Consider the following 18,748-nt stretch of genomic DNA (forward strand, 5'->3'; position numbering starts at 1 on the left):
GCCCCGCCCCGCGCGGCGGCGAGCGCCAGCACGTCGGCCAGCGGCACCAGCGGGGCGGTGGCCGCCGCGTAGGCGATGCCGACCGCCAGCAGCGGCCAGAACCCGCTTGCCGCGAGATGCGCGAGGGCCGCGAGTCCGGTGAGGCCGCAGGCGGCGGCGAGGATCGGACGAGTCGCCGCGTGCCGGTCGGCGGAGCGCCCGGCCATCGGTCCCGCCACCAGCCGCACCAGAGTCGCGGCCGCGAGCAGGACCGCGATCCGCTCCGGCGAGAGGCCCCCTGCGGCGAGCACGTTGGGCAAGATCGGCGAGATGCAGCCGTAGGCGCCGTAGAGGGCGGCGTAGAGCGCGAGGCAGCCGACGAGCCCGTCCCGCTTCATCCGTGTCCCCCGGCGCGCCCCCGTTCGGGCGGCAGCGTAGCATCGCGCAGGGCCGGCTGGCGCCGCAAACCCTGCGGCTCGGCGCATGATGGGGCCGGACGCGGCGAACCGGCACCGCTCTCGCCAGTTGTCGCTGCTTCAGGGCCTCGACGGGCCCGCCAACCGGAGCTCGACATGGACATCGCCCCCGATACGGTCACCGAGATCATCCTGCGCCTGCGCGCGGTCGAGGTGAAGGAGGGCGCGACCGATCCGGATTCCGGCTCGAACGCCATCGACGACGGCGCCACCGACGTGCTCACCTCCGGCACCGACGACGCCACCGAATCCGAGCTGCGCGGCATGATCGCCGGCCTCAACGACGACGAGCGCGCCGACCTGCTGGCGCTGCTCTATGTCGGCCGCGGCGACATGGAGCCCGAGGAGTGGGCTGAGGCGGTCCGCTTCGCCCGCGAGCGCGAAGGCGCCGGCGACGGCGCGGTGAAGACGCTTCTCGGCACGCCCGACGCCGGCGACCTCCTGGAGGAGGGCATGGACGCGCTTGGCATCACGCCGGACCTGCCGCAGGGCTGAGGCGGGCGGAGATCTCCCTTCCCCCCTCTGCGGGGGAGGGTGGCCCACGAAGTGGGTCGGGAGAAGGGTGCACGTTATCCGGATAGGGTGCATCCCTCTCCCGCCCCTCGCTGACGCGAGGCCCACCCTCCCCCGCAGAGTGGGGAGGGAAGAGGCGGCCACCTTCCACCGGACGACCCACCGATTGGCGGCCGGCCCTATTCCTCGCCGTCGTGCAGGGCGTAGAAGCCCTGCGCCGAAACCGCGCCTTCGGAGTCTCCGCCCGCGTCGAGCAGCATCCGCTCGCGGGCGCGCAGCTTCTCGGTCTCGCTCTTGAGCTGGCCGCAGGCGGCGAGGATGTCGCGGCCGCGCGGGGTGCGGACCGGCGAGGCGTAGCCGGCGTCGAACACGATCTCCGAGAAGCGCTCGATCCGCTCCCAGTCCGAGCACTCGTACTTGCTGCCGGGCCAGGGGTTGAACGGGATCAGGTTGATCTTGGCAGGGATCCCCTTGAGCAGCCGCACCAACTCGCGCGCGTCGCCGTCGGTGTCGTTGACGCCCTTCAGCATCACGTATTCAAAGGTGATGCGCCGGGCGTTGGTGAGGCCCGGATACTCGCGGCAGGCGCGCATCAGCTCGGCGATCGGGTATTTGCGGTTCAGGGGCACCAGCTCGTCGCGAAGCTCGTCGCGCACGGCGTGCAGCGAGATCGCCAGCATCGCGTGCGCCTCCTCGCCGAGCCGCCGGATCTGCGGCACGACGCCGGAGGTCGAGACCGTGATGCGACGGCGCGAGAGCGCAAGCCCCTCCGGGTCCGACATCGTCGCCACCGCGTCGACGACGTTCTCCAGGTTGTAGAGCGGTTCGCCCATCCCCATGAACACGATGTTCGTGACGAGCCGTCCGACCTCGCCGCCGCCCGAGGCGTCGCGCGAGGGGATCAGGCGGGGCCAGTCGCCGAGCGCGTCGCGGGCGACGACGAGCTGGGCGGTGATCTCGGCCGCCGACAGGTTGCGCACGAGACGCTGCGTGCCGGTGTGGCAGAACGAGCAGGTCAGCGTGCAGCCGACCTGGGACGAGACGCAGAGCGTGCCGCGATCCGGCCCCGGAATGTAGACGCACTCGATCTCGGCGCCGCGGTTGTGGTCGTGCCGCCCCGTCGGCGCCATGCGCAGCAGCCACTTGCGGGTGCCGTCGCGCGAGACCTGCTGGCTGACGACCTCCGGCCGGTCGAGGGTGTAGGCCTCGGCGAGCTGCGCCCGCAGCGCTTTGCCGACGTTGGTCATCTGGTCGAAGTCCTGCGCGCCGCGGACGTTCAGCCAATTCCAGAGCTGGCCCGAGCGCATCCGGCTCTCGCGCTCGGTGACGCCGATCGCGAGCAGGCGCTCCTTCAGAGCGGCCCGCGGCAGGCCGACGAGCGAGCTGCGCTGACCCGGCACGGCCGTCGGCGTCGGCTCGGGCCGGAACTCGGGAGCCTTCTCGATGTCGGAGAAATCGCTGCCCGTGCGCCGGGCGGTGTCGAACGACGCCGTCGCCATGTTCTTGCTAAGACCTTGGAAATGAGAGGCCGGATCATACCCGATCGGCCCCGCGAACGCGAATGCGTGCCCAGCATGCCCGGATCCTGTGATCAAGGCAGCGCGACAGACGCCGCGGGGGACCGATGTGCGACCGCGCACGCGGGCTCCGCCGGCCATGCGTCCGGTGCCTTGCGGCGGGCGTCCTCCCCGCCACCTATGCGTCGCACGAGGTGCGACGCTCCGCACCCGCCGCAGACAGAACACGGGAATGCCATGCCTTCACTGCTCGATCCGATCCGCGTCGGCGCCATCGACGCGAAGAACCGCATCTGGATGGCGCCGCTGACCCGCGGCCGGTCCACCCGCGAGCACGTTCCGACCCCGCTGATGGTCGAGTACTACGCCCAGCGCGCGACCGCCGGCGTGATCATCACCGAGGCGACCGGCATCAGCCAGGAAGGCCTCGGCTGGCCCTTCGCGCCGGGGATCTGGAACGACGCGCAGGTCGAAGCCTGGAGGCCGGTGGTGAAGGCGATGCACGATCGCGGCGGCCGCATCGTCTGCCAGATCTGGCACATGGGCCGGCTCGTCCACCCGGACTTCCTCGCCGGCGCCCCGCCGATCTCGGCCTCCGCCACCACCGCGCCTGACGAGGCCCACACCTACCAGGGCAAGAAGCCCTACGCCGAGGCGCGCGCGCTGCCGGCCGAGGAGATCCCGCGCCTGCTCGAGGATTACCGCCGCGCCACCCGCAACGCGCTCGCCGCCGGCTTCGACGGCGTGCAGATCCACGCGGCCAACGGCTACCTGCTCGACGAATTCCTCCGCGACGGCACCAACCACCGCACCGACGCCTACGGCGGCTCGATCGAGAACCGGGTGCGCCTCCTGCGCGAGGTCACCGAGGTGGTCGCCGAGATCGCCGGCAAGGACCGCACCGGCGTGCGCCTGTCGCCCAACGGCGAGATCCAGGGCACCAACGATGCGAACCCCGAGCCGCTGTTCGTGGCCGCCGCCAAGGCGCTCTCCGACGTCGGCATCGCCTTCCTCGAGATGCGCGAACCCGGCCCGAACGGCACCTTCGGCAAGGCCGACCACCCGCCGATCGCTCCGGCGATGAAGCGGGTCTTCGCCGGCACGATGATCCTCAACGCCGACTACGACGGCCGCAGCGGACAGGCGGCGCTCGATGCCGGCGCAGCCGACGCGATCGCCTACGGCCGGACGTTCATCGCCAACCCGGACCTGCCGGCCCGCATCGCCGCCGACGCCCCGCTCCAGAAGGACGAGGCCGCGACCTGGTACAGCCAGGGCCCGGAGGGCTACGTCGACTATCCGACTCTCCACGCCGCGAAGGCCGCCTAAGGCTATCGTTCGCGGTTCGCATCGTATCATTTGTTACTTTGCGAACCGCAGCCCTATCGATCATCGATCTATTGCGGCGAAGGTCCTTCGAATTCGCCGGTTCGTCTGCCGGTGAATCTAGGCGTGGCCGTTCCGTGTCCCTATCTGTGACTGCGGAATCCGGGAGCGGCCGATTACGATTGCGAACCAGACGCGTGCGACGGAGCGGGAACGGTGGAACGAGGCCGAGCGCTTGGCGGAGCTTCGCGCGCTGCAGATCCTCGATACAGAGCCGGACCCGGCCTACGACGACCTCGCGCGCATCGCGGCCCTGGTCTGCGCCGTCCCCGTCGCACTGATCGGCTTCGTCGACGCCCACCGGCAATGGTTCAAGGCCGAGATCGGCTACGGCGAGCGCAAGACCGGGATCGACCGATCGGTCTGCGTCCACGCGCCCCATGTCGACGACGTGCAGGCCGACGGCCTCTTCGTCATCACAGACCTGACCGCCGATCCGCGCACCCGTGACAACCCCGCGATCCAGGCCGAAGACGGGTTCCGCTTCTACGCCGCCGCGGTGATCCGCAGCCGCTCGGGCGTCCCGATCGGGACGATGTGCGTGCTCGACCGCACCGTTCGTCCCGGCGGGCTGACGAAGGCGCAGGGCGAGACCCTGGGCGCGCTCGCCCGCCAGGTCTCGACCCTGGTCGAACATCGCCGGACCCTCGCCGACGTCGACGCCCGCGAGACCGAACTCGCCGCGAGCGAGCGCCGCTTCCGGGTGATGACCTCGGCCATGCCGCAGATGGTCTGGACGACGCTGCCCGACGGCTTCCACGACTTCTACAACGATCGCTGGTACGAGTTCACCGGCGTGCCTTACGGCTCGACCGACGGCGCCGGCTGGACCGACATGTTCCACCCCGACGACCAGCCGGAGGCGTGGCGCCGCTGGCGCGACAGCCTCGCGACGGGCGAGCCCTACGAGGTCGAGTACCGCCTGCGCCACCACAGCGGTGCCTATCGCTGGACGCTCGGGCGCGCGATGCCGATCCGCGGCGCCGACGGGCGGATCGAGCGCTGGTTCGGGACCTGCACCGACATCCACGAGCTGAAGCAGGCCGTCGCCGACGCGCGCAAGCTCGCGGCCGTCGTCGAGACCTCGAAGGACTTCATCGGCCTGGCCGGCGAGGACGGCCGGATCGCGCACCTGAACGAGGCCGCGTTGCGGCTCGTCGGGCTGCTCGACCTCGCAGCGGCGCGGCGGACCGCGATCGCCGACTACTTCACGCCGGAAAGCCGCGAAGCCTTCGAAGGAACGGTGGTGCCGGCCCTCGCGCTCGAGGGTTGGTGGGAGGGCGAGCTCGCCTTCCGGCACTTCGCCACCGGCGAGGCCATCGCCGTCCTTTTCACGGTGTTCGCCGTGCGGGATGCGGCCGGCCACCATGCCGGCTACGGCACGGTCACCCGCGACCTGCGCGAGCGCAAGCGCGCCGAGGAGGCGCGCGACCTGCTGATCAAGGAGCTGTCGCACCGGATCAAGAACATCTTCGCCGTAGTCGGCGGCATCGCCGCGCTCAGCGCCCGCAGCGATCCGGGCGCGCGGTCCTTCGCGAAGGTGTTCCGCGAGCGCCTCGGGGCGCTGGCCCAGGCCCACGAATACGTCCGCCCGCATTCCACCGAGAGCGCACGGCGCGACGGCGGCCAGACCGTCCTCGGGCTGATGCGCCTGATCCTGTCGGCCTATGCCGAGGAGGGGCGCTGCCGCGTCGCCGTCGACGGCGACGACGCTGTGGTCGGCGAGCGCACGGCGACGGCGCTCGCGCTGATCATGCACGAGCAGGCGACCAACGCGGTCAAGTACGGCGCGCTCTCCAACGAGGCCGGGACCGTGACGCTCACCGGGCTGCAGACCGCGTCGCGCTACTGCCTGACCTGGGCGGAGCAGGGCGGTCCGCCCATCGCCGCCGCGCCATCGCGAAAAGGGTTCGGCACGGAACTCGCCGAGCGCAGCGTCGCGGGTCAGCTCGACGGCAGCCTCGAGCACGATTGGGCCCCCGGCGGCCTGGTGTTGCGCCTCGACGTGCCCGCGGAGAATCTGCGGTTCTGACGCGTGTGGCCCCGGGCGGCGGATGCCGCCTCGTCGTCCTCGATTTCGATGGGACGCTCGCCGACACCTTCCCGTGGTTCTGCGGCGTGCTCGGCACGGTGGCCGACCGCTACCGCTTTCGCCGGATCGCCGCGCACGAGGTCGACGAACTCCGCACGCTTCCTGCGCGCGCGATCATGGCGCGGCTCGGCGTGCCGCGCTGGAAGCTGCCGCTGATCGCCCGCCACATGCACGGGCTCGCCGCCCGCGACGCCGCCGAGCTGCACCTGTTCCCGGGGATCGCGGAGGCGCTGGCGGGGCTGTCGGAGGCGGGGGTGGCGACGGCTGTGCTCAGCTCGAACACCGAGGCGAACGTCCGCCGCGTGCTCGGGCCGACGGTCGCCGGGCGGATCGACCGCTACGCCTGCGGCGCGTCGGTGTTCGGCAAGGCGCGGCGCCTGAGGGGCCTTTTGCGCCGGATGGGAATCGAGCCGGCCGGCGTGCTCTGCATCGGCGACGAGCTTCGCGATCTCGACGCCGCGCGGGCCGTGGGCTGCGCCTTCTGGGCGGTCGCGTGGGGCTACACCGACCCGGCGGCGCTGGCTGCGGCCGGTTCGGATCGCCTGCTCTCTGAGCCCGCGCAGCTCTTGGAGGCCGTCCTGCCCGCGCGGGGCGGATGAGCGATCAAGCGCTCCGTTCTTCCCTCCCCACAGAGGGGGAGGGGGATACCGTCGGGCGTTTGCCCGACGCCTCACATGCCGCGCTGGGCGCCCGGGACCACGCTGGCGCCGTTGCCGGAGCCGAAGGGCTCGTACTTGGTCAGACCCTTGAATAGCTGGCTGAGGAAGGCGCGGTCGGCGCCGCTGGTCGGCGTGGTGCGCTCGATGAAGTCGAACACCTTGCCGTCCTGCAGGCCGTACAGGGCCACGCGCTCGACCTTGAAGCCAGGGGTGAAGTACACCGCCGTAACCTTCTGGTCCTCGACCTGCTCGCCGAGGAACAGGACCGTGCGCGAGGTGTTCTGGGAGATGTAGTACCAGGACTTGTTGCCGACGGTGGAGACCGTGGACGGCGTGCCAAGCGTCTGCAGCACCTGCTCCGGGCTCATGCCCGGTTTCACGGTCGCGAGCGCGGCCTGGTCGATCTGGTAGCCGTGGCGGAGTTCCTCGCCGATGCAGCCGGACAGGCCGAGGCCCAGCAGGCCGACGAGGCCGAGACGCGCGAGGGACGGAACGAGACGGCGCGACATCGGCCACCTTATGTTGCTGATGGGACGGGACGCCGCTAGGCACGCCGGAGCGCGACACCAGGGGCGGTCTGAGAGTGCTTGCACCTTGACCGTGGGTTGCCGTACCGCGGGGTTATGGCTTTGACAAGGCAAGCTCGGCCACAGGCCACAGCGCAGCGGAAACGCGCTGGATCGTTCCGACGGGCCCCGTCCGGGGGTCGACCCATGGGGCCGAGGCGCACCGCATGATCGCCCGATTCTTTCGCCGCAACGACGCGCGGCGGCGGTCCATCGAGACCCTGCACATGCGCATCAACGCCGCCTCGCGGCAGCCCGGCCTCTATACCGGGCTCGGCGTGCCCGACGGCGTGGAGGGGCGCTTCGAGTCGCTGATCCTCCATGTCATCCTGGTGCTGCGCCGGCTGAACCGCCTGCCGGCGCCGGCGGCGGACGTGGCGCAGGACCTCGTCAACTCGGTCTTCCTCCAGCTCGACGCGTCGTTGCGCGAGCTCGGCGTCGGTGATTTCGGCGTGCCCAAGCGCATGAAGAAGCTCGGCGCCGCCTTCTACGGGCGAGCCGCCAACTACGATGCCGCGCTCGACGCGGGCGACGCCGACGCGCTCGCCACGGCGCTGTCTCGAAACGTGCTCGGCGGCGACGACGCGGGGGCGGCCTCGGGGCTTGCCGCCTACGTCCTCGCCGCCGACCGCGAGTTGGCCGAGGCCGACCTCGACGCATTGCTCGGCGCCGGGCCGCCCTTCCCGCCCGCGGACGCCACCCCGACATCCAACCCGGAACACCGATGAGCGCGAGCGAGACCCCCCTGTCCCGATGGGTGAGCGTGGCGCGGCTGCCGCCGGGCCGCGGCGCCGTCACCGTCGAGGCGACGCCGGCGGAGTGCGCGGCCCTCGCCGCCGACTTCAAGATCCAGGCGATCCGCGACCTCGTCGGACGCTTCGCCGTCGCCGGGCCGACGAGGCGCCTCGTCGTCACCGGCACGGTCGAAGGCACCGTCACGTTGGTCTGCACGGTTAGCCTGGAGCCGTTCGAGACGAAGGTGTCGGAGCCGGTCGAGGTGGCGTTCACCGACACCGACCGCCTCGCCGGCACCGATGCCGAGGATGCCGACATCCCCGACCCGATCGTCGGCGGCCGGATCGACTTCGGTTTGCTGACCGCCGAGTTCCTGGCGCTCGGCATCGATCCCTACCCGCGCAAGCCCGGCGTGGTGTTCGAGGAGGTTCAGCTCGGCGAGGACGCCAAGCCCTTCAACGTCCTGCGCACCCTGCGCCCCGAGGAGCCCTGACCGCCGCCCGGCGCGACGCCGTGCGAGAATTCGTTTGCCCGCCGGGGCGGGATCGCTATTTTCCGCCGCGCCGATCCCGGCCGTCGCCCCCGCGACGGCATCCCATCGAAGGCCGCGACAACCCCCCTCATGTCCCAACGCGTGCGCATCTCGCTCGACGCCATGGGCGGCGACCACGGACCGTCGACCGTCGTGCCTGGCGCCGCGATCGCCCGCGAGCGCCACCCCGAAACCACCTTCCTGATCTTCGGCGACGAGGCGGTGGTCGCCCCGCTCGTCGCCGCCGAGCCGCGCCTGAAGGGCGCCGTCGAGATCCGGCACACCACCTACGCCGTCGCCATGGACGACAAACCGAGCCAGGCGGTGCGCCAGGGCCGCGGTAAGTCGTCGATGTGGAAGGCGATCCAGGCGGTGAAGGACGGCGAGGCCGACGCCGCGGTGTCCGCCGGCAATACCGGTGCGCTGATGGCGATGTCGAAGATCTGCCTCAAGACCATGGCCGGCATCGAGCGCCCGGCCATCGCCTGCTTGTGGCCGACGGTGCGCGGCGAGAGCGTCGTGCTCGACGTCGGCGCCACCATCGGCACCGATGCCGAGCACCTCATCGAAATGGCGGTGATGGGCTCCGCCATGGCCCGCATCGTGTTCGACCTCGAGCGCCCGACGGTGGGCCTGCTCAACGTCGGCACCGAGGAGATGAAGGGCAACGAGGCGGTGAAGGAGGCCGCGCGCCTGCTGCGCGAGATCGACCTGCCGAACTTTGCCTATCACGGCTTCGTCGAGGGCAACGACCTCGGCCGCGGCACCGTCGACGTGGTGGTCACGGAAGGGTTCACGGGGAACATCGCCCTGAAGACCGCCGAAGGCACCGCCAAGCAGATCGGCACCTACCTGCGCTCGGCGATGACGCGGACGCTGTCGGCCAAGATCGGCGCGCTGTTCGCCCGTCAGGCGTTCCGTGCGCTGCGGGAGAAGATGAACCCGAGCCGGGCCAACGGCGGCGTGTTCCTCGGGCTCGAGGGCATCGTCATCAAGAGCCACGGCTCGGAGAACGCGCAGGGCTTCGCCGCGGCGGTGGACCTCGCCCACGACATGGCGCGCCACGACCTGATGCGCACGATCCGCGAGATGCTCGACCAGACGCCCACGCTCGCGCCGGCGTGAGCTTTTAGCCGGCGTCGACCTTTACGCCGATCCGGGACCCGGTTCGGCGGTTGAACGCGATGGAGATCGGAGCGATGCGGGTTTAGCAGCCGATGGTTGTGAAACGCGTTTCGCGACGGGAAGGAAACCGATGACAACCCTGCGTTCCGTCGTCGTCGGCACCGGCTCAGGGCTTCCTGCGCGGGTGGTGACCAACGCCGAACTCGCCGAGCGGGTCGAGACCTCGGACGAATGGATCGTCCAGCGCACCGGCATCCGGCAGCGCTACCTGGCGGATGCCTCCGAGACCACGTCGGTGCTCGGCATCCGCGCGGCGCGCGCGGCCCTCGACGATGCCGGTCTGACCGGGGACGACATCGACCTCGTGATCTGCGCCACCTCGACGCCCGACCATACCTTTCCCTCCACCGCGACCCAGATCCAGGCGGCGCTCGGTATCCTTGCGGGCGCGGCCTTCGACCTGCAGGCGGTCTGCGCCGGCTTCGTCTTCGCCGTCTCCACCGCGGATAAGTTCCTGGCGACGGGCGCGGCCCGGCGCGCGCTGGTCGTCGGCGCCGAGACCTTCTCTCGCATCGTCGACTGGGAGGACCGCACCACCTGCGTGCTGTTCGGTGACGGGGCCGGCGCGATCGTGCTGGAGGCGCAGGACGCGGCGGGCACGAACGCCGACCGCGGCGTGATCAGCGCGAGCCTCCGCTCGGACGGGCGCCACCGTGAAAAGCTCTACGTCGATGGCGGCCCGGGCTCGACCGGCACCACCGGCCAGCTCCGGATGGAGGGCAAGGAGGTGTTCCGCTTCGCCGTCGGCTCGGTGATGGACGTGATCGAGGACGCGCTGAAGAAGGGCGCTGCGACGGCCGCCGACCTCGACTGGTTCGTGCCGCACCAGGCCAACAAACGCATCATCGAGGCCTCCGCCGACAAGCTCGGCATCCCGCGCGACAAGGTGGTGCTCACGGTCGACCGCCACGGCAACACCTCGGCCGCCTCGATCCCCCTGGCGCTGGACGTGGCCCGCCGGGACGGCCGCATCCGCCGGGGCGACCTCGTGATGATCGAGGCCATCGGCGGCGGCTTCAGCTGGGGCGCGGCTCTGATCCGCTGGTAGCCCGGAATTTCCCCAGCCGCCCCGGTTGACCCGGGCGGGACCGGGGATTAGCGTGGCAGATCATAGAGATACGTCGCAAACGACGGCTCTCGGCAAGAAAATTCGCGAGGGGTCGTGGCATGGCAGGCAAGACGGTGACGCGCGCCGATTTGAGCGAGGCCGTCTACCAGCAGGTCGGCCTCTCCCGCACCGAATCCGCGGCCCTCGTCGAGACGGTCCTGTCCGAGATCTGCTGCTGCCTGTCCGAGGGCGAGACCGTGAAGCTGTCCTCGTTCGGCTCCTTTGTGGTCCGCTCGAAGGGTAAGCGCGTCGGCCGCAACCCAAAGACCGGCGTCGAGGTGGCGATCGAGCCGCGGCAGGTGATGGTGTTCAAGCCCTCGAACGTGCTGAAGGCCCGGATCAACGGCCTGAACGGCGCCGCCCACGCCGAGGAATGAACACGTCCGGCCCCGCCGACCGCACCCTCATCGCCGCCTCGTAGCCGGATCGAATCATGGCGTTCGCTGCCCTCACCGAGGATTCGGGATACGCCGACAAGGAACCGGGCGCGTTCCGGACGATCACCGAGGTGGCTGAATCCCTTGACGTGCCGCAGCACGTTCTGCGGTTCTGGGAGACGCGGTTCGGCCAGATCCGTCCGGTCAAGCGCGCGGGCGGCCGGCGCTACTACCGCCCCGGCGACGTCGCCCTCGTCGCGGGCATCCGCCACCTGCTCCACGTCCAGCGCTACACGATCGAGGGCGCGCAGCGCGTCCTCAAGGAGAACGGCCTCCGGTTCGTCCAGGCGGTCGGCCGCGGCGAGGCGGTGGCGGCCGCACCGGCGGTGCAGGAAGCCAGCCTCGCGACGGCGCCCGCCGATGCGGACAACATTGGCCGCACCCTCGATGGGGATACCATCGACCGTGACGCCTTGGCCGGCGCGCTGCAGGAGCTGTACGCCTGCCGCGACGCGCTGGCGGCCTTCCGCGCTCCGCCCGAGGCCTGAGCGCCCGGTGATTCGAGCTTAGGCGAACTTTGCGTGTCGATCCGCGTTGATCGGCGCATGAGCGCCACCCGCCGTTCGATGACGCCGACGCAGGAACTCATCGGCCGCGTGATGCGGATCGTGCGGACCTGCCCGGAAGCCGCCTCGGAAGTGCTGGAACTGATGTTTCTCGTCAGCCAGATCGAGGCCGCGACCCACGTCGACCGGGATTACCGCGATGCCCGGCGGGTGGTCAGCCGCCTGCGCAACCCGCTCTGGGAGATGGGACCGGCCGACAGGGCCGCGCTGCTGGCTGCGGCCGAGACGATCCGTCGGGTCTGCGGCCTCGACGAGGGCGACATCCCGGTCACCCCGACGTCGGATGCGGGCGAGCGTGCGCGGGTCGAGCGCAGCCTCGCGACCGCGCTCGAAGGCGAACTCGACGCCGCCCAGATCGCCCGCGTCACCGGCGTCGTGGCGGCCGCGCTCCAGCAATAATCGGCACCGCAGCCGCGTTCCCGGCCCTGGTCGTCGGCCTGCGGCCTCGACGCGCACACGAGGCGTCCCCACATCGACTCGGCCGGCACGTGGCCTCACGGCCCCGGATGCCGCGCCAAAAGACCTTCGGAGACACGCCCGTGAGCGCCTACCTGACCGCCCTTCGTCCTCTCCTCGCGCGCCCTGTCCTCGCGCTCGCCGCCGGCGGCCTGCTCCTCGCCGCGCCCGCCTTCGCGCAGACGACGATCACCAAGAGCGAGACCGTCGCCTCGGGCAAGACCGTGCGGATCGCCATCGTCCCGAACCTGAAGAAGGACTGCTCGGCCGGGCCGATGCCGGAGTTCAAGGTCTCGGGCGCGCCGAAGAACGGTGCCCTGATCACCAAGGTCGGCAAGCAGAAGACTCCCGCGTCCTATCGTTGCCCGAACAAGGATACCGCAGTTCAGGGTCTGTTCTACCAGCCGAAGGTTGGCTACACCGGAGCCGACGAGGTGACGTTCGAGATCAAGAATTCGGACGGCCAAGTTCAGACCCAGAACATCAAAATAACCGTCGAGGCCGCTTCGGCCAAGAAGGATGGCGATGCCAAGAAAGACAGCAGCGATCTCTGATCGCAGGCAGTCGAAAGCTTTACGTGCATATTTTTTCGGCCGGATCGTTCTTCGGGTCCGGCCGAGCCAACGAGGAGAAGCTTGACGGATGCCGCAACTCGGCCCGACAGGTGTTGCATTCGGCACACGCAGCGTCACCGCGTTCGCCGCACTGCGACAAATGCGGGTCTGTCGGTTGCGTTCGCGGCAGGACAGGATGAAGCTGTTGACGGTCTGAGAGGGTTATCGAATGCCAATGCATGCGACCAACGACCTTTTCCAGAGCTTCGCCCGCGGGTACGAAGCGCGCCGCGACACGGAGATGACGCTCTCCGAATTTCTTGAGGCGTGCCGCGACGAGCCGCTGATGTACGCGAGCGCTGCCGAGCGCATCCTCGACGCGATCGGCAAGCCGGAATTCATCGACACGTCGAAGGATGCCCGCCTCGGCCGCATCTTCATGAACCGGACGATCCGGACCTATCCCGCCTTCCACGAATTTTTCGGCATGGAGGAGACGATCGAGCGGATCGTCTCGTTCTTCCGCCACGCCGCGCAGGGACTGGAGGAGCGCAAGCAGATCCTCTACCTGCTCGGCCCGGTCGGCGGCGGCAAGTCTTCGCTGGCCGAGCGCCTCAAGGCGCTGATGGAGGCCCACCCGGTCTACGTGCTGAAGGCCGGCAACGAGGTCTCCCCGGTGTTCGAGAGCCCGCTCGGGCTGTTCGACCCCGAGACCATGGGCGCCGAGATCCAGAGCCGCTACGGCATCCCGCGCCGGCGCCTGACTGGGCTGATGAGCCCCTGGGCGCTGAAGCGCCTCGACGAGTTCGAGGGCGACATCTCGCAGTTCAAGGTGATCAAGGTCCGGCCGTCGCGCCTGCGCCAGATCGCCATCGCCAAGACCGAGCCCGGCGACGAGAACAACCAGGACATCTCCTCGCTGGTCGGCAAGGTCGACATCCGCCGCCTCGAGACGCTGTCGCAGGCGGACCCGGACGCCTACTCGTATTCGGGCGGCCTGAACCGCGCCAACCAGGGCGTCCTCGAGTTCGTCGAGATGTTCAAGGCGCCGATCAAGATGCTGCATCCGCTGCTGACGGCGACGCAGGAGGGCAACTACGTCGGCACCGAGAACATCGGTGCGATCCCCTTCACCGGCATCATCCTGGCGCACTCGAACGAGTCCGAGTGGCAGACCTTCAAGACCAACAAGAACAACGAAGCCTTCATCGACCGCATCTACGTGATCAAGGTGCCCTACTGCCTGCGCGTGCAGGAGGAGCAGCACATCTACGAGAAGCTGATCTCGAGCTCCGAGCTCTCGGAGGCGTCCTGCGCGCCGGGCACGTTCGAGATGCTGTCGCGGTTCTCGGTGCTGTCGCGGCTGCGCGAGCACGCCAACTCCAACGCGTTCTCGAAGATGCGGGTCTACGACGGCGAGTCCCTGCGCGAGGTCGACCCCCGCGCCCGCTCGATGCAGGAATACAAGGATTCGGCCGGCGTCGACGAGGGCATGGACGGGATTTCGACCCGTTTCGCCTTCAAGGTGCTGGCTGCGACCTTCAACCACGACACCACCGAAGTCTCGGCCGACCCGGTCCACCTGATGTATGTTCTGGAGCAGTCACTCCGCCGCGAGCAGCTCCCGCCCGAGACCGAGAAGCGTTACCTCGAATTCATCAAGGGCGAGCTGGCGCCGCGCTACGCCGAGTTCATCGGCCACGAGATTCAGAAGGCCTATCTCGAATCCTACCACGATTACGGGCAGAACCTGTTCGACCGCTACATCGACTATGCGGACGCCTGGATCGAGGACCAGGACTTCAAGGATTCCGAGACCGGCCAGCTGCTCAATCGCGAGCTGCTGAACCAGGAGCTGACGAAGATCGAGAAGCCGGCCGGCATCGCCAACCCGAAGGACTTCCGCAACGAGGTGGTGAAGTTCGCGCTGCGCTCGCGGGCGCAGCATGGCGGCCGCAACCCGTCCTGGACCTCCTACGAGAAGCTGCGCGAGGTCATCGAGCGGCGGATGTTCTCACAGGTCGAGGAACTGTTGCCGGTGATCTCCTTCGGCTCGAAGAAGGACGGCGAGACCGAGAAGAAGCACGGCGAGTTCGTCGATCGGATGGTCGCGCGCGGCTACACCGAGCGGCAGGTGCGCCGCTTGGTCGAGTGGTACATGCGGGTGAAGCAGGCGGGGTGATCCGCCCCCTCGGGGGATGCGATCGGGATCCGCCGTGATTTCGGACGACCGGTCGGCGCGGAAGCGCCGCCGGATCTTGCGGGCGGGGATTTGATCACCGAATGCACATCGTCGACCGTCGATTGAATCCAGGGGGCAAGAGCCTCGCCAACCGGCAGCGCTTCCTCAGGCGGGTCAAGGACGTGGCCCAGCAGGCCGTGCGCGAGTCGGCGCGCGAGAAGGACATCAAGGACCTGGGCAAGGACGGCCGCGTCACCGTGCCGGCCGACGGGGTGCGAGAGCCGCGCTTCTCCCGGCAGCCGGGCACCGGCCTCCAGGACCATATCCTGCCCGGCAACAAGACCTACGTGGAGGGCGACCGCATCGAGCGACCGCCAGGCGGCGGGGGCGGCCGCGGCTCCGGCGAAGGCGGCGACGGCGGCGAAAACAACGAGGACGCCTTCCGCTTCGTCCTGACCCGCGAGGAGTTCCTAGAGCTCTTCCTCGAAGACCTGGAGCTGCCCGACCTCGCCAAGCGCCGGCTCGCCGTGGTCGAGACGGAGGCGCTTCGCCGGGCGGGCTACACGGTGACCGGCTCGCCCGCCAACCTCGCGCTTACCCGGACGCTGCGCAACTCGATGTCGCGGCGCATCGCCCTCAAGCGGCCGAAGCCGGACGAGGTCGCGGCGCTTGAGGCGCGCATCGCCGAACTGCCCGCGGGCGACCCGGCGTTGCCCGGCCTCTCCGAGGCGCTGGCGGCCCTGCTGGAGCGTACGCGGCGCATCCCTTACGTCGACCCGATCGACCTGCGCTACCGCCGCTTCGAGCCCTATCCGCGCCCGGTGGCGCAGGCGGTGATGTTCTGCCTGATGGACGTGTCCGGCTCGATGACCGAGCATATGAAGGACTTGGCCAAACGGTTCTATATCCTGCTGCACATCTTCCTCACGCGCCGCTACCGGCACGTGGAGATCGTGTTCATCCGCCACACCGACCGGGCGACGGAGGTGGACGAGGAGACCTTCTTCGGCTCGCGCGAGACCGGCGGCACGCTGGTCTCCTCGGCACTTTTGGAGATGAAGCGCATCATCGCCGAGCGCTACTCGCCCGACGACTGGAACATCTACGCGGCCCAGGCGTCGGACGGCGACAACGTCTCCTCGGACGGCCCGACCTCGACCGACCTGCTGCGCGCCCACATCCTGCCGGCCTGCCAGCACTTCGCCTACCTCGAGGTGGGCGACGAGAACGGCCCGCGCGCCGGCTTCGTCGAGCACCGCACCACCCTGTGGCGGACCTACGAGGCCATTGCCAAAGCCGGCGGCCCGATCGCGATGCGCAAGGTCAACCACCGCCGCGAGATCTACGCGGTCTTCCGCGACCTGTTCGGCCGCAAGGACGCGCGGGCGGAGGCGGAGGGTTGATGCGCGCCGCGCCGCGTCCGTCCCTCCATCGCTGGCGAGGGGAATGCCCGTCCCGAGCCTATCCGGGACATCGTCCGATCGTTCGGGAGGTTGCATGACACTCGTCGAGGCACGCACGCCCCAGTCCATCTCCGGTGGCGCCAAGCCCCTCTTCACCGGCAACGACTGGGACTTCGACACCATCCGGCGCATCCACGACGCCTGCGAGGTCGAGGCGCGTGCGCTCGGGTTGTCGTGGTATCCGAACCAGATCGAAATCATCACCGCTGAGCAAATGCTCGACGCCTATGCTTCGATCGGTATGCCCTTGTTCTACAAACACTGGTCGTTCGGCAAGCACTTCGCCCAGCACGAATCTGGCTATCGCCGCGGCATGATGGGTCTCGCCTACGAGATCGTCATCAACTCCGATCCGTGCATCTCCTATATCATGGAGGAGAACTCGGCGACGATGCAGACATTGGTTATTGCCCATGCTGCGTTCGGGCATAACCATTTTTTCAAGAACAACTATCTGTTCCGCCAGTGGACCGACGCCGAGGGCATCCTCGATTACCTCGACTTCGCCAAGACCTACATCTCGCGCTGCGAGGAGCGCTACGGGCACCAGGCCGTCGAGCAGGTGCTGGACGCCGCCCACGCGCTGATGAGCCAGGGGGTGCACCGCTACCCGCGCAAGAAGCGGCCGGACCTCGCCTCCGAGCAGCGGCGCGAGCGCGAGCGGGTCGAGCACGGCGAGCAGATCTACAACGACCTGTGGCGCACCCTGCCGGCCAAGGCCGGCGCCGCCCGCCCGGACCTCGCGATCGAGCGGCGCAAGGCGCTGCTCGAGCTGCCGCAGGAGAACATCCTCTACTTCCTGGAGAAGGCGGCGCCGCGCCTGCAGCGCTGGCAGCGCGAGATCCTGCGTATCGTCCGGCTGGTGGCGCAGTACTTCTACCCGCAGCGCCAGACCAAGGTGATGAACGAGGGCTGCGCCACCTATTGCCACTACCGGATCATGAACGCGCTCTCCGAGAAGGGCCTCATCGGCGAGGCGGCCTACCTCGAGTTCCTGCAGTCGCACACCAACGTCATCCGCCAGCCGAACTACGACGACCGGAGCTATAGCGGCCACAACCCCTACGCGATCGGCTTCGCGATGATGCAGGACATCGCCCGCATCGTGGAGCAGCCGACCGCAGAGGACCGGCAATGGTTCCCCGACATCGCCGGCACCGGCGACGGCATGGCGGTGCTGCGCGACTGCTGGGAGAACTACCGCGACGAGAGCTTCATCGCCCAGTTCCTGTCGCCGAAGCTGATGCGGGACATGCGCCTGTTCCACGTGGCCGACGACCCCGACCAGCCGGAACTGCACGTCGCCGCGATCCACGACGAGCGCGGCTACCGCAAGATGCGCCGGTCGTTCGCGCGCCAGTACGACGTGGCATGGCTCGATCCCGACATCGAGGTGGTGGACGTGGACCTCGAGGGCGACCGCCGCCTGATCCTCCACCACAAGGCGCTGAACAAGATCACCCTGCAGAAGGACGACGCCCGCCGCGTGCTGCAGCACCTCGCCGACCTCTGGGGCTACGACGTGGTGCTCAAGGAGATCGAGCCCGGCACCGGCACGGTGCTCGGCGAGCACCACGCGAGCGCACGGCCGATCTTCTTCTGAGATCGCCGACGCGCGAGGCGCAATCCGGTCGGCCGTGAACCGCGGAGTTCCCCTCTCCCCGCGGGCGGGGAGAGGCCCGCACGGACCTCGTCGTCCGTGCGGTAAGCGGAAGCGAAGCCGAAGCGACGGTAAGGGGGAGGTGCCGAGTGAGGCTCCTCCGTTCGCGCCCCCTCACCGTCGGCTGCCGCCTCGCTTTGCCGACGACGAGGTCGGCAAAGCCCTCTCCCCCACCGAAGTCGGACCTGCCCGACCTCGGCAGGCAGGTTCGGATCTCGGGCAAGCCCGAGATCCGTGCGGGGCGAGGGGATGCGCTGCCGCCGTCAGGACGCCCGGAAGTCCAAAGCAGCGCCGTCCCCACGCCTCACGACAGCGCGCGCAAAACTTCCGCCATCGCCGGGCGGGCGCCGACGTCGGCCTGGACGCAGACCCGCTCCAGGTCGCGCAAGCCCGCCGCGTCCGAGAAATCCGCGTCCGACCGGTCCAGCGCTTCCCCGAGCAGCAGCCCGAAGGCGCGGACCTCGATCCGTTGCAGGGCGGCGCCGGCCGGGCCGTCCGGCAGCACCGAGGCGGCGCCGAAATCGCTGAGCGCCGCCGCGCCGGTGGCGGCGTCCCACAGGATGTTGTGGCCGTAGACGTCGCCGTGCAGCAGGCCGCGCGCGTGGAGGTGGGCGAGGCCGGCGGCGACGCCCCGGACGAGGCGCAGCAGCGCCGCCGGCGCGATGCGCAGCGCCGGGTCGTA

General features: G+C 69.6%; 19 protein-coding genes. 15 read left to right on the forward strand and 4 right to left on the reverse strand.

The annotated features are described in order from the left end of the window. A partial coding sequence (locus FV229_RS17480; protein ID WP_147753182.1) for an MFS transporter occupies window positions 1-377 on the reverse strand: 377 nt, incomplete at its 3' end. A gap of 174 nt (window positions 378-551) precedes the next feature. Here FV229_RS17480 and FV229_RS17485 point away from each other — a divergent pair. After that, complete coding sequence (locus FV229_RS17485; RefSeq protein ID WP_147753183.1) at window positions 552-950, forward strand: DUF3775 domain-containing protein; 399 nt, start codon at window positions 552-554, stop codon at window positions 948-950. 197 nt (window positions 951-1,147) lie between these two features. Here the strand turns inward: FV229_RS17485 and rlmN are convergent, their stop codons facing one another. Beyond that, window positions 1,148-2,467 carry a 23S rRNA (adenine(2503)-C(2))-methyltransferase RlmN gene (gene rlmN / locus FV229_RS17490; RefSeq protein ID WP_147753184.1) on the reverse strand — a complete coding sequence of 440 codons (1,320 nt, stop codon included), beginning with the start codon at window positions 2,465-2,467 and terminating at the stop codon, window positions 1,148-1,150. A gap of 255 nt (window positions 2,468-2,722) precedes the next feature. Between rlmN and FV229_RS17495 the strand changes: the two genes are divergently transcribed. From FV229_RS17495 to FV229_RS17505, 3 genes are all read left to right on the forward strand, one after another. Beyond that, window positions 2,723-3,814, forward strand: coding sequence for an alkene reductase (locus tag FV229_RS17495; protein ID WP_147753185.1), 1,092 nt, complete (start codon window positions 2,723-2,725; stop codon window positions 3,812-3,814). 232 nt (window positions 3,815-4,046) lie between these two features. Next, window positions 4,047-5,903 carry a PAS domain S-box protein gene (locus FV229_RS17500; protein ID WP_246688234.1) on the forward strand — a complete coding sequence of 619 codons (1,857 nt, stop codon included), beginning with the start codon at window positions 4,047-4,049 and terminating at the stop codon, window positions 5,901-5,903. Window positions 5,904-5,908: 5 nt separating this feature from the next. Continuing rightward, window positions 5,909-6,562 carry an HAD hydrolase-like protein gene (locus tag FV229_RS17505; protein WP_246688235.1) on the forward strand — a complete coding sequence of 218 codons (654 nt, stop codon included), beginning with the start codon at window positions 5,909-5,911 and terminating at the stop codon, window positions 6,560-6,562. Between the two features lie 71 nt (window positions 6,563-6,633). Here the strand turns inward: FV229_RS17505 and bamE are convergent, their stop codons facing one another. After that, entirely contained in the window at window positions 6,634-7,131 is a 498-nt protein-coding gene (gene bamE / locus FV229_RS17510; RefSeq protein ID WP_147753187.1) for an outer membrane protein assembly factor BamE, read from the reverse strand. A gap of 224 nt (window positions 7,132-7,355) precedes the next feature. Here bamE and FV229_RS17515 point away from each other — a divergent pair, with 224 nt between their 5' ends. The 11 genes from FV229_RS17515 (at window position 7,356) to FV229_RS17565 (ending at window position 18,009) form a co-directional block, all read left to right on the forward strand. Continuing rightward, the gene (locus tag FV229_RS17515; RefSeq protein WP_147753188.1) at window positions 7,356-7,916 is read left to right on the forward strand and encodes a ubiquinol-cytochrome C chaperone family protein; all 561 of its coding nucleotides are present in this window, start codon (window positions 7,356-7,358) and stop codon (window positions 7,914-7,916) included. Next, window positions 7,913-8,416: a DUF177 domain-containing protein gene (locus FV229_RS17520; RefSeq protein ID WP_147753189.1), complete on the forward strand. Its 504-nt coding sequence runs from the start codon at window positions 7,913-7,915 to the stop codon at window positions 8,414-8,416. Before FV229_RS17515 ends, FV229_RS17520 begins: the two co-directional genes overlap by 4 nt. A 129-nt stretch (window positions 8,417-8,545) precedes the next feature. Continuing rightward, the gene (gene plsX, locus FV229_RS17525) at window positions 8,546-9,580 is read left to right on the forward strand and encodes a phosphate acyltransferase PlsX (protein ID WP_147753190.1); all 1,035 of its coding nucleotides are present in this window, start codon (window positions 8,546-8,548) and stop codon (window positions 9,578-9,580) included. Between the two features lie 130 nt (window positions 9,581-9,710). Further along, window positions 9,711-10,688 carry a beta-ketoacyl-ACP synthase III gene (locus tag FV229_RS17530; RefSeq protein WP_147753191.1) on the forward strand — a complete coding sequence of 326 codons (978 nt, stop codon included), beginning with the start codon at window positions 9,711-9,713 and terminating at the stop codon, window positions 10,686-10,688. A gap of 119 nt (window positions 10,689-10,807) precedes the next feature. Further along, window positions 10,808-11,125 (forward strand): integration host factor subunit alpha, encoded by a 318-nt coding sequence (locus FV229_RS17535; RefSeq protein ID WP_147753192.1) that lies wholly within the window; start codon window positions 10,808-10,810, stop codon window positions 11,123-11,125. A 56-nt stretch (window positions 11,126-11,181) separates the two neighbouring features. Next, on the forward strand, window positions 11,182-11,673 hold the full coding sequence (locus FV229_RS17540) for a MerR family transcriptional regulator (RefSeq protein ID WP_147753193.1): 492 nt from the start codon (window positions 11,182-11,184) through the stop codon (window positions 11,671-11,673). 57 nt (window positions 11,674-11,730) lie between these two features. Further along, a complete protein-coding gene (locus FV229_RS17545; protein WP_238270925.1) occupies window positions 11,731-12,150 on the forward strand; it encodes a hypothetical protein in 420 nt (139 codons plus the stop codon). Between the two features lie 140 nt (window positions 12,151-12,290). After that, window positions 12,291-12,761: a 4-aminobutyrate aminotransferase gene (locus FV229_RS17550; RefSeq protein WP_246685307.1), complete on the forward strand. Its 471-nt coding sequence runs from the start codon at window positions 12,291-12,293 to the stop codon at window positions 12,759-12,761. A 229-nt stretch (window positions 12,762-12,990) separates the two neighbouring features. Beyond that, the gene (locus tag FV229_RS17555; RefSeq protein ID WP_147753194.1) at window positions 12,991-14,943 is read left to right on the forward strand and encodes a PrkA family serine protein kinase; all 1,953 of its coding nucleotides are present in this window, start codon (window positions 12,991-12,993) and stop codon (window positions 14,941-14,943) included. Between the two features lie 101 nt (window positions 14,944-15,044). Then, window positions 15,045-16,346 carry a YeaH/YhbH family protein gene (locus FV229_RS17560; protein WP_147753195.1) on the forward strand — a complete coding sequence of 434 codons (1,302 nt, stop codon included), beginning with the start codon at window positions 15,045-15,047 and terminating at the stop codon, window positions 16,344-16,346. A 94-nt stretch (window positions 16,347-16,440) separates the two neighbouring features. After that, window positions 16,441-18,009: a SpoVR family protein gene (locus tag FV229_RS17565; RefSeq protein ID WP_147753196.1), complete on the forward strand. Its 1,569-nt coding sequence runs from the start codon at window positions 16,441-16,443 to the stop codon at window positions 18,007-18,009. A gap of 361 nt (window positions 18,010-18,370) precedes the next feature. Here FV229_RS17565 and FV229_RS17570 read toward each other — a convergent pair. Then, a partial coding sequence (locus tag FV229_RS17570) for a protein kinase (protein WP_147753197.1) occupies window positions 18,371-18,748 on the reverse strand: 378 nt, incomplete at its 5' end.

It is taken from the genome of Methylobacterium sp. WL120 (genome assembly GCF_008039465.1).
GTDB lineage: Bacteria > Pseudomonadota > Alphaproteobacteria > Rhizobiales > Beijerinckiaceae > Methylobacterium > Methylobacterium cerastii.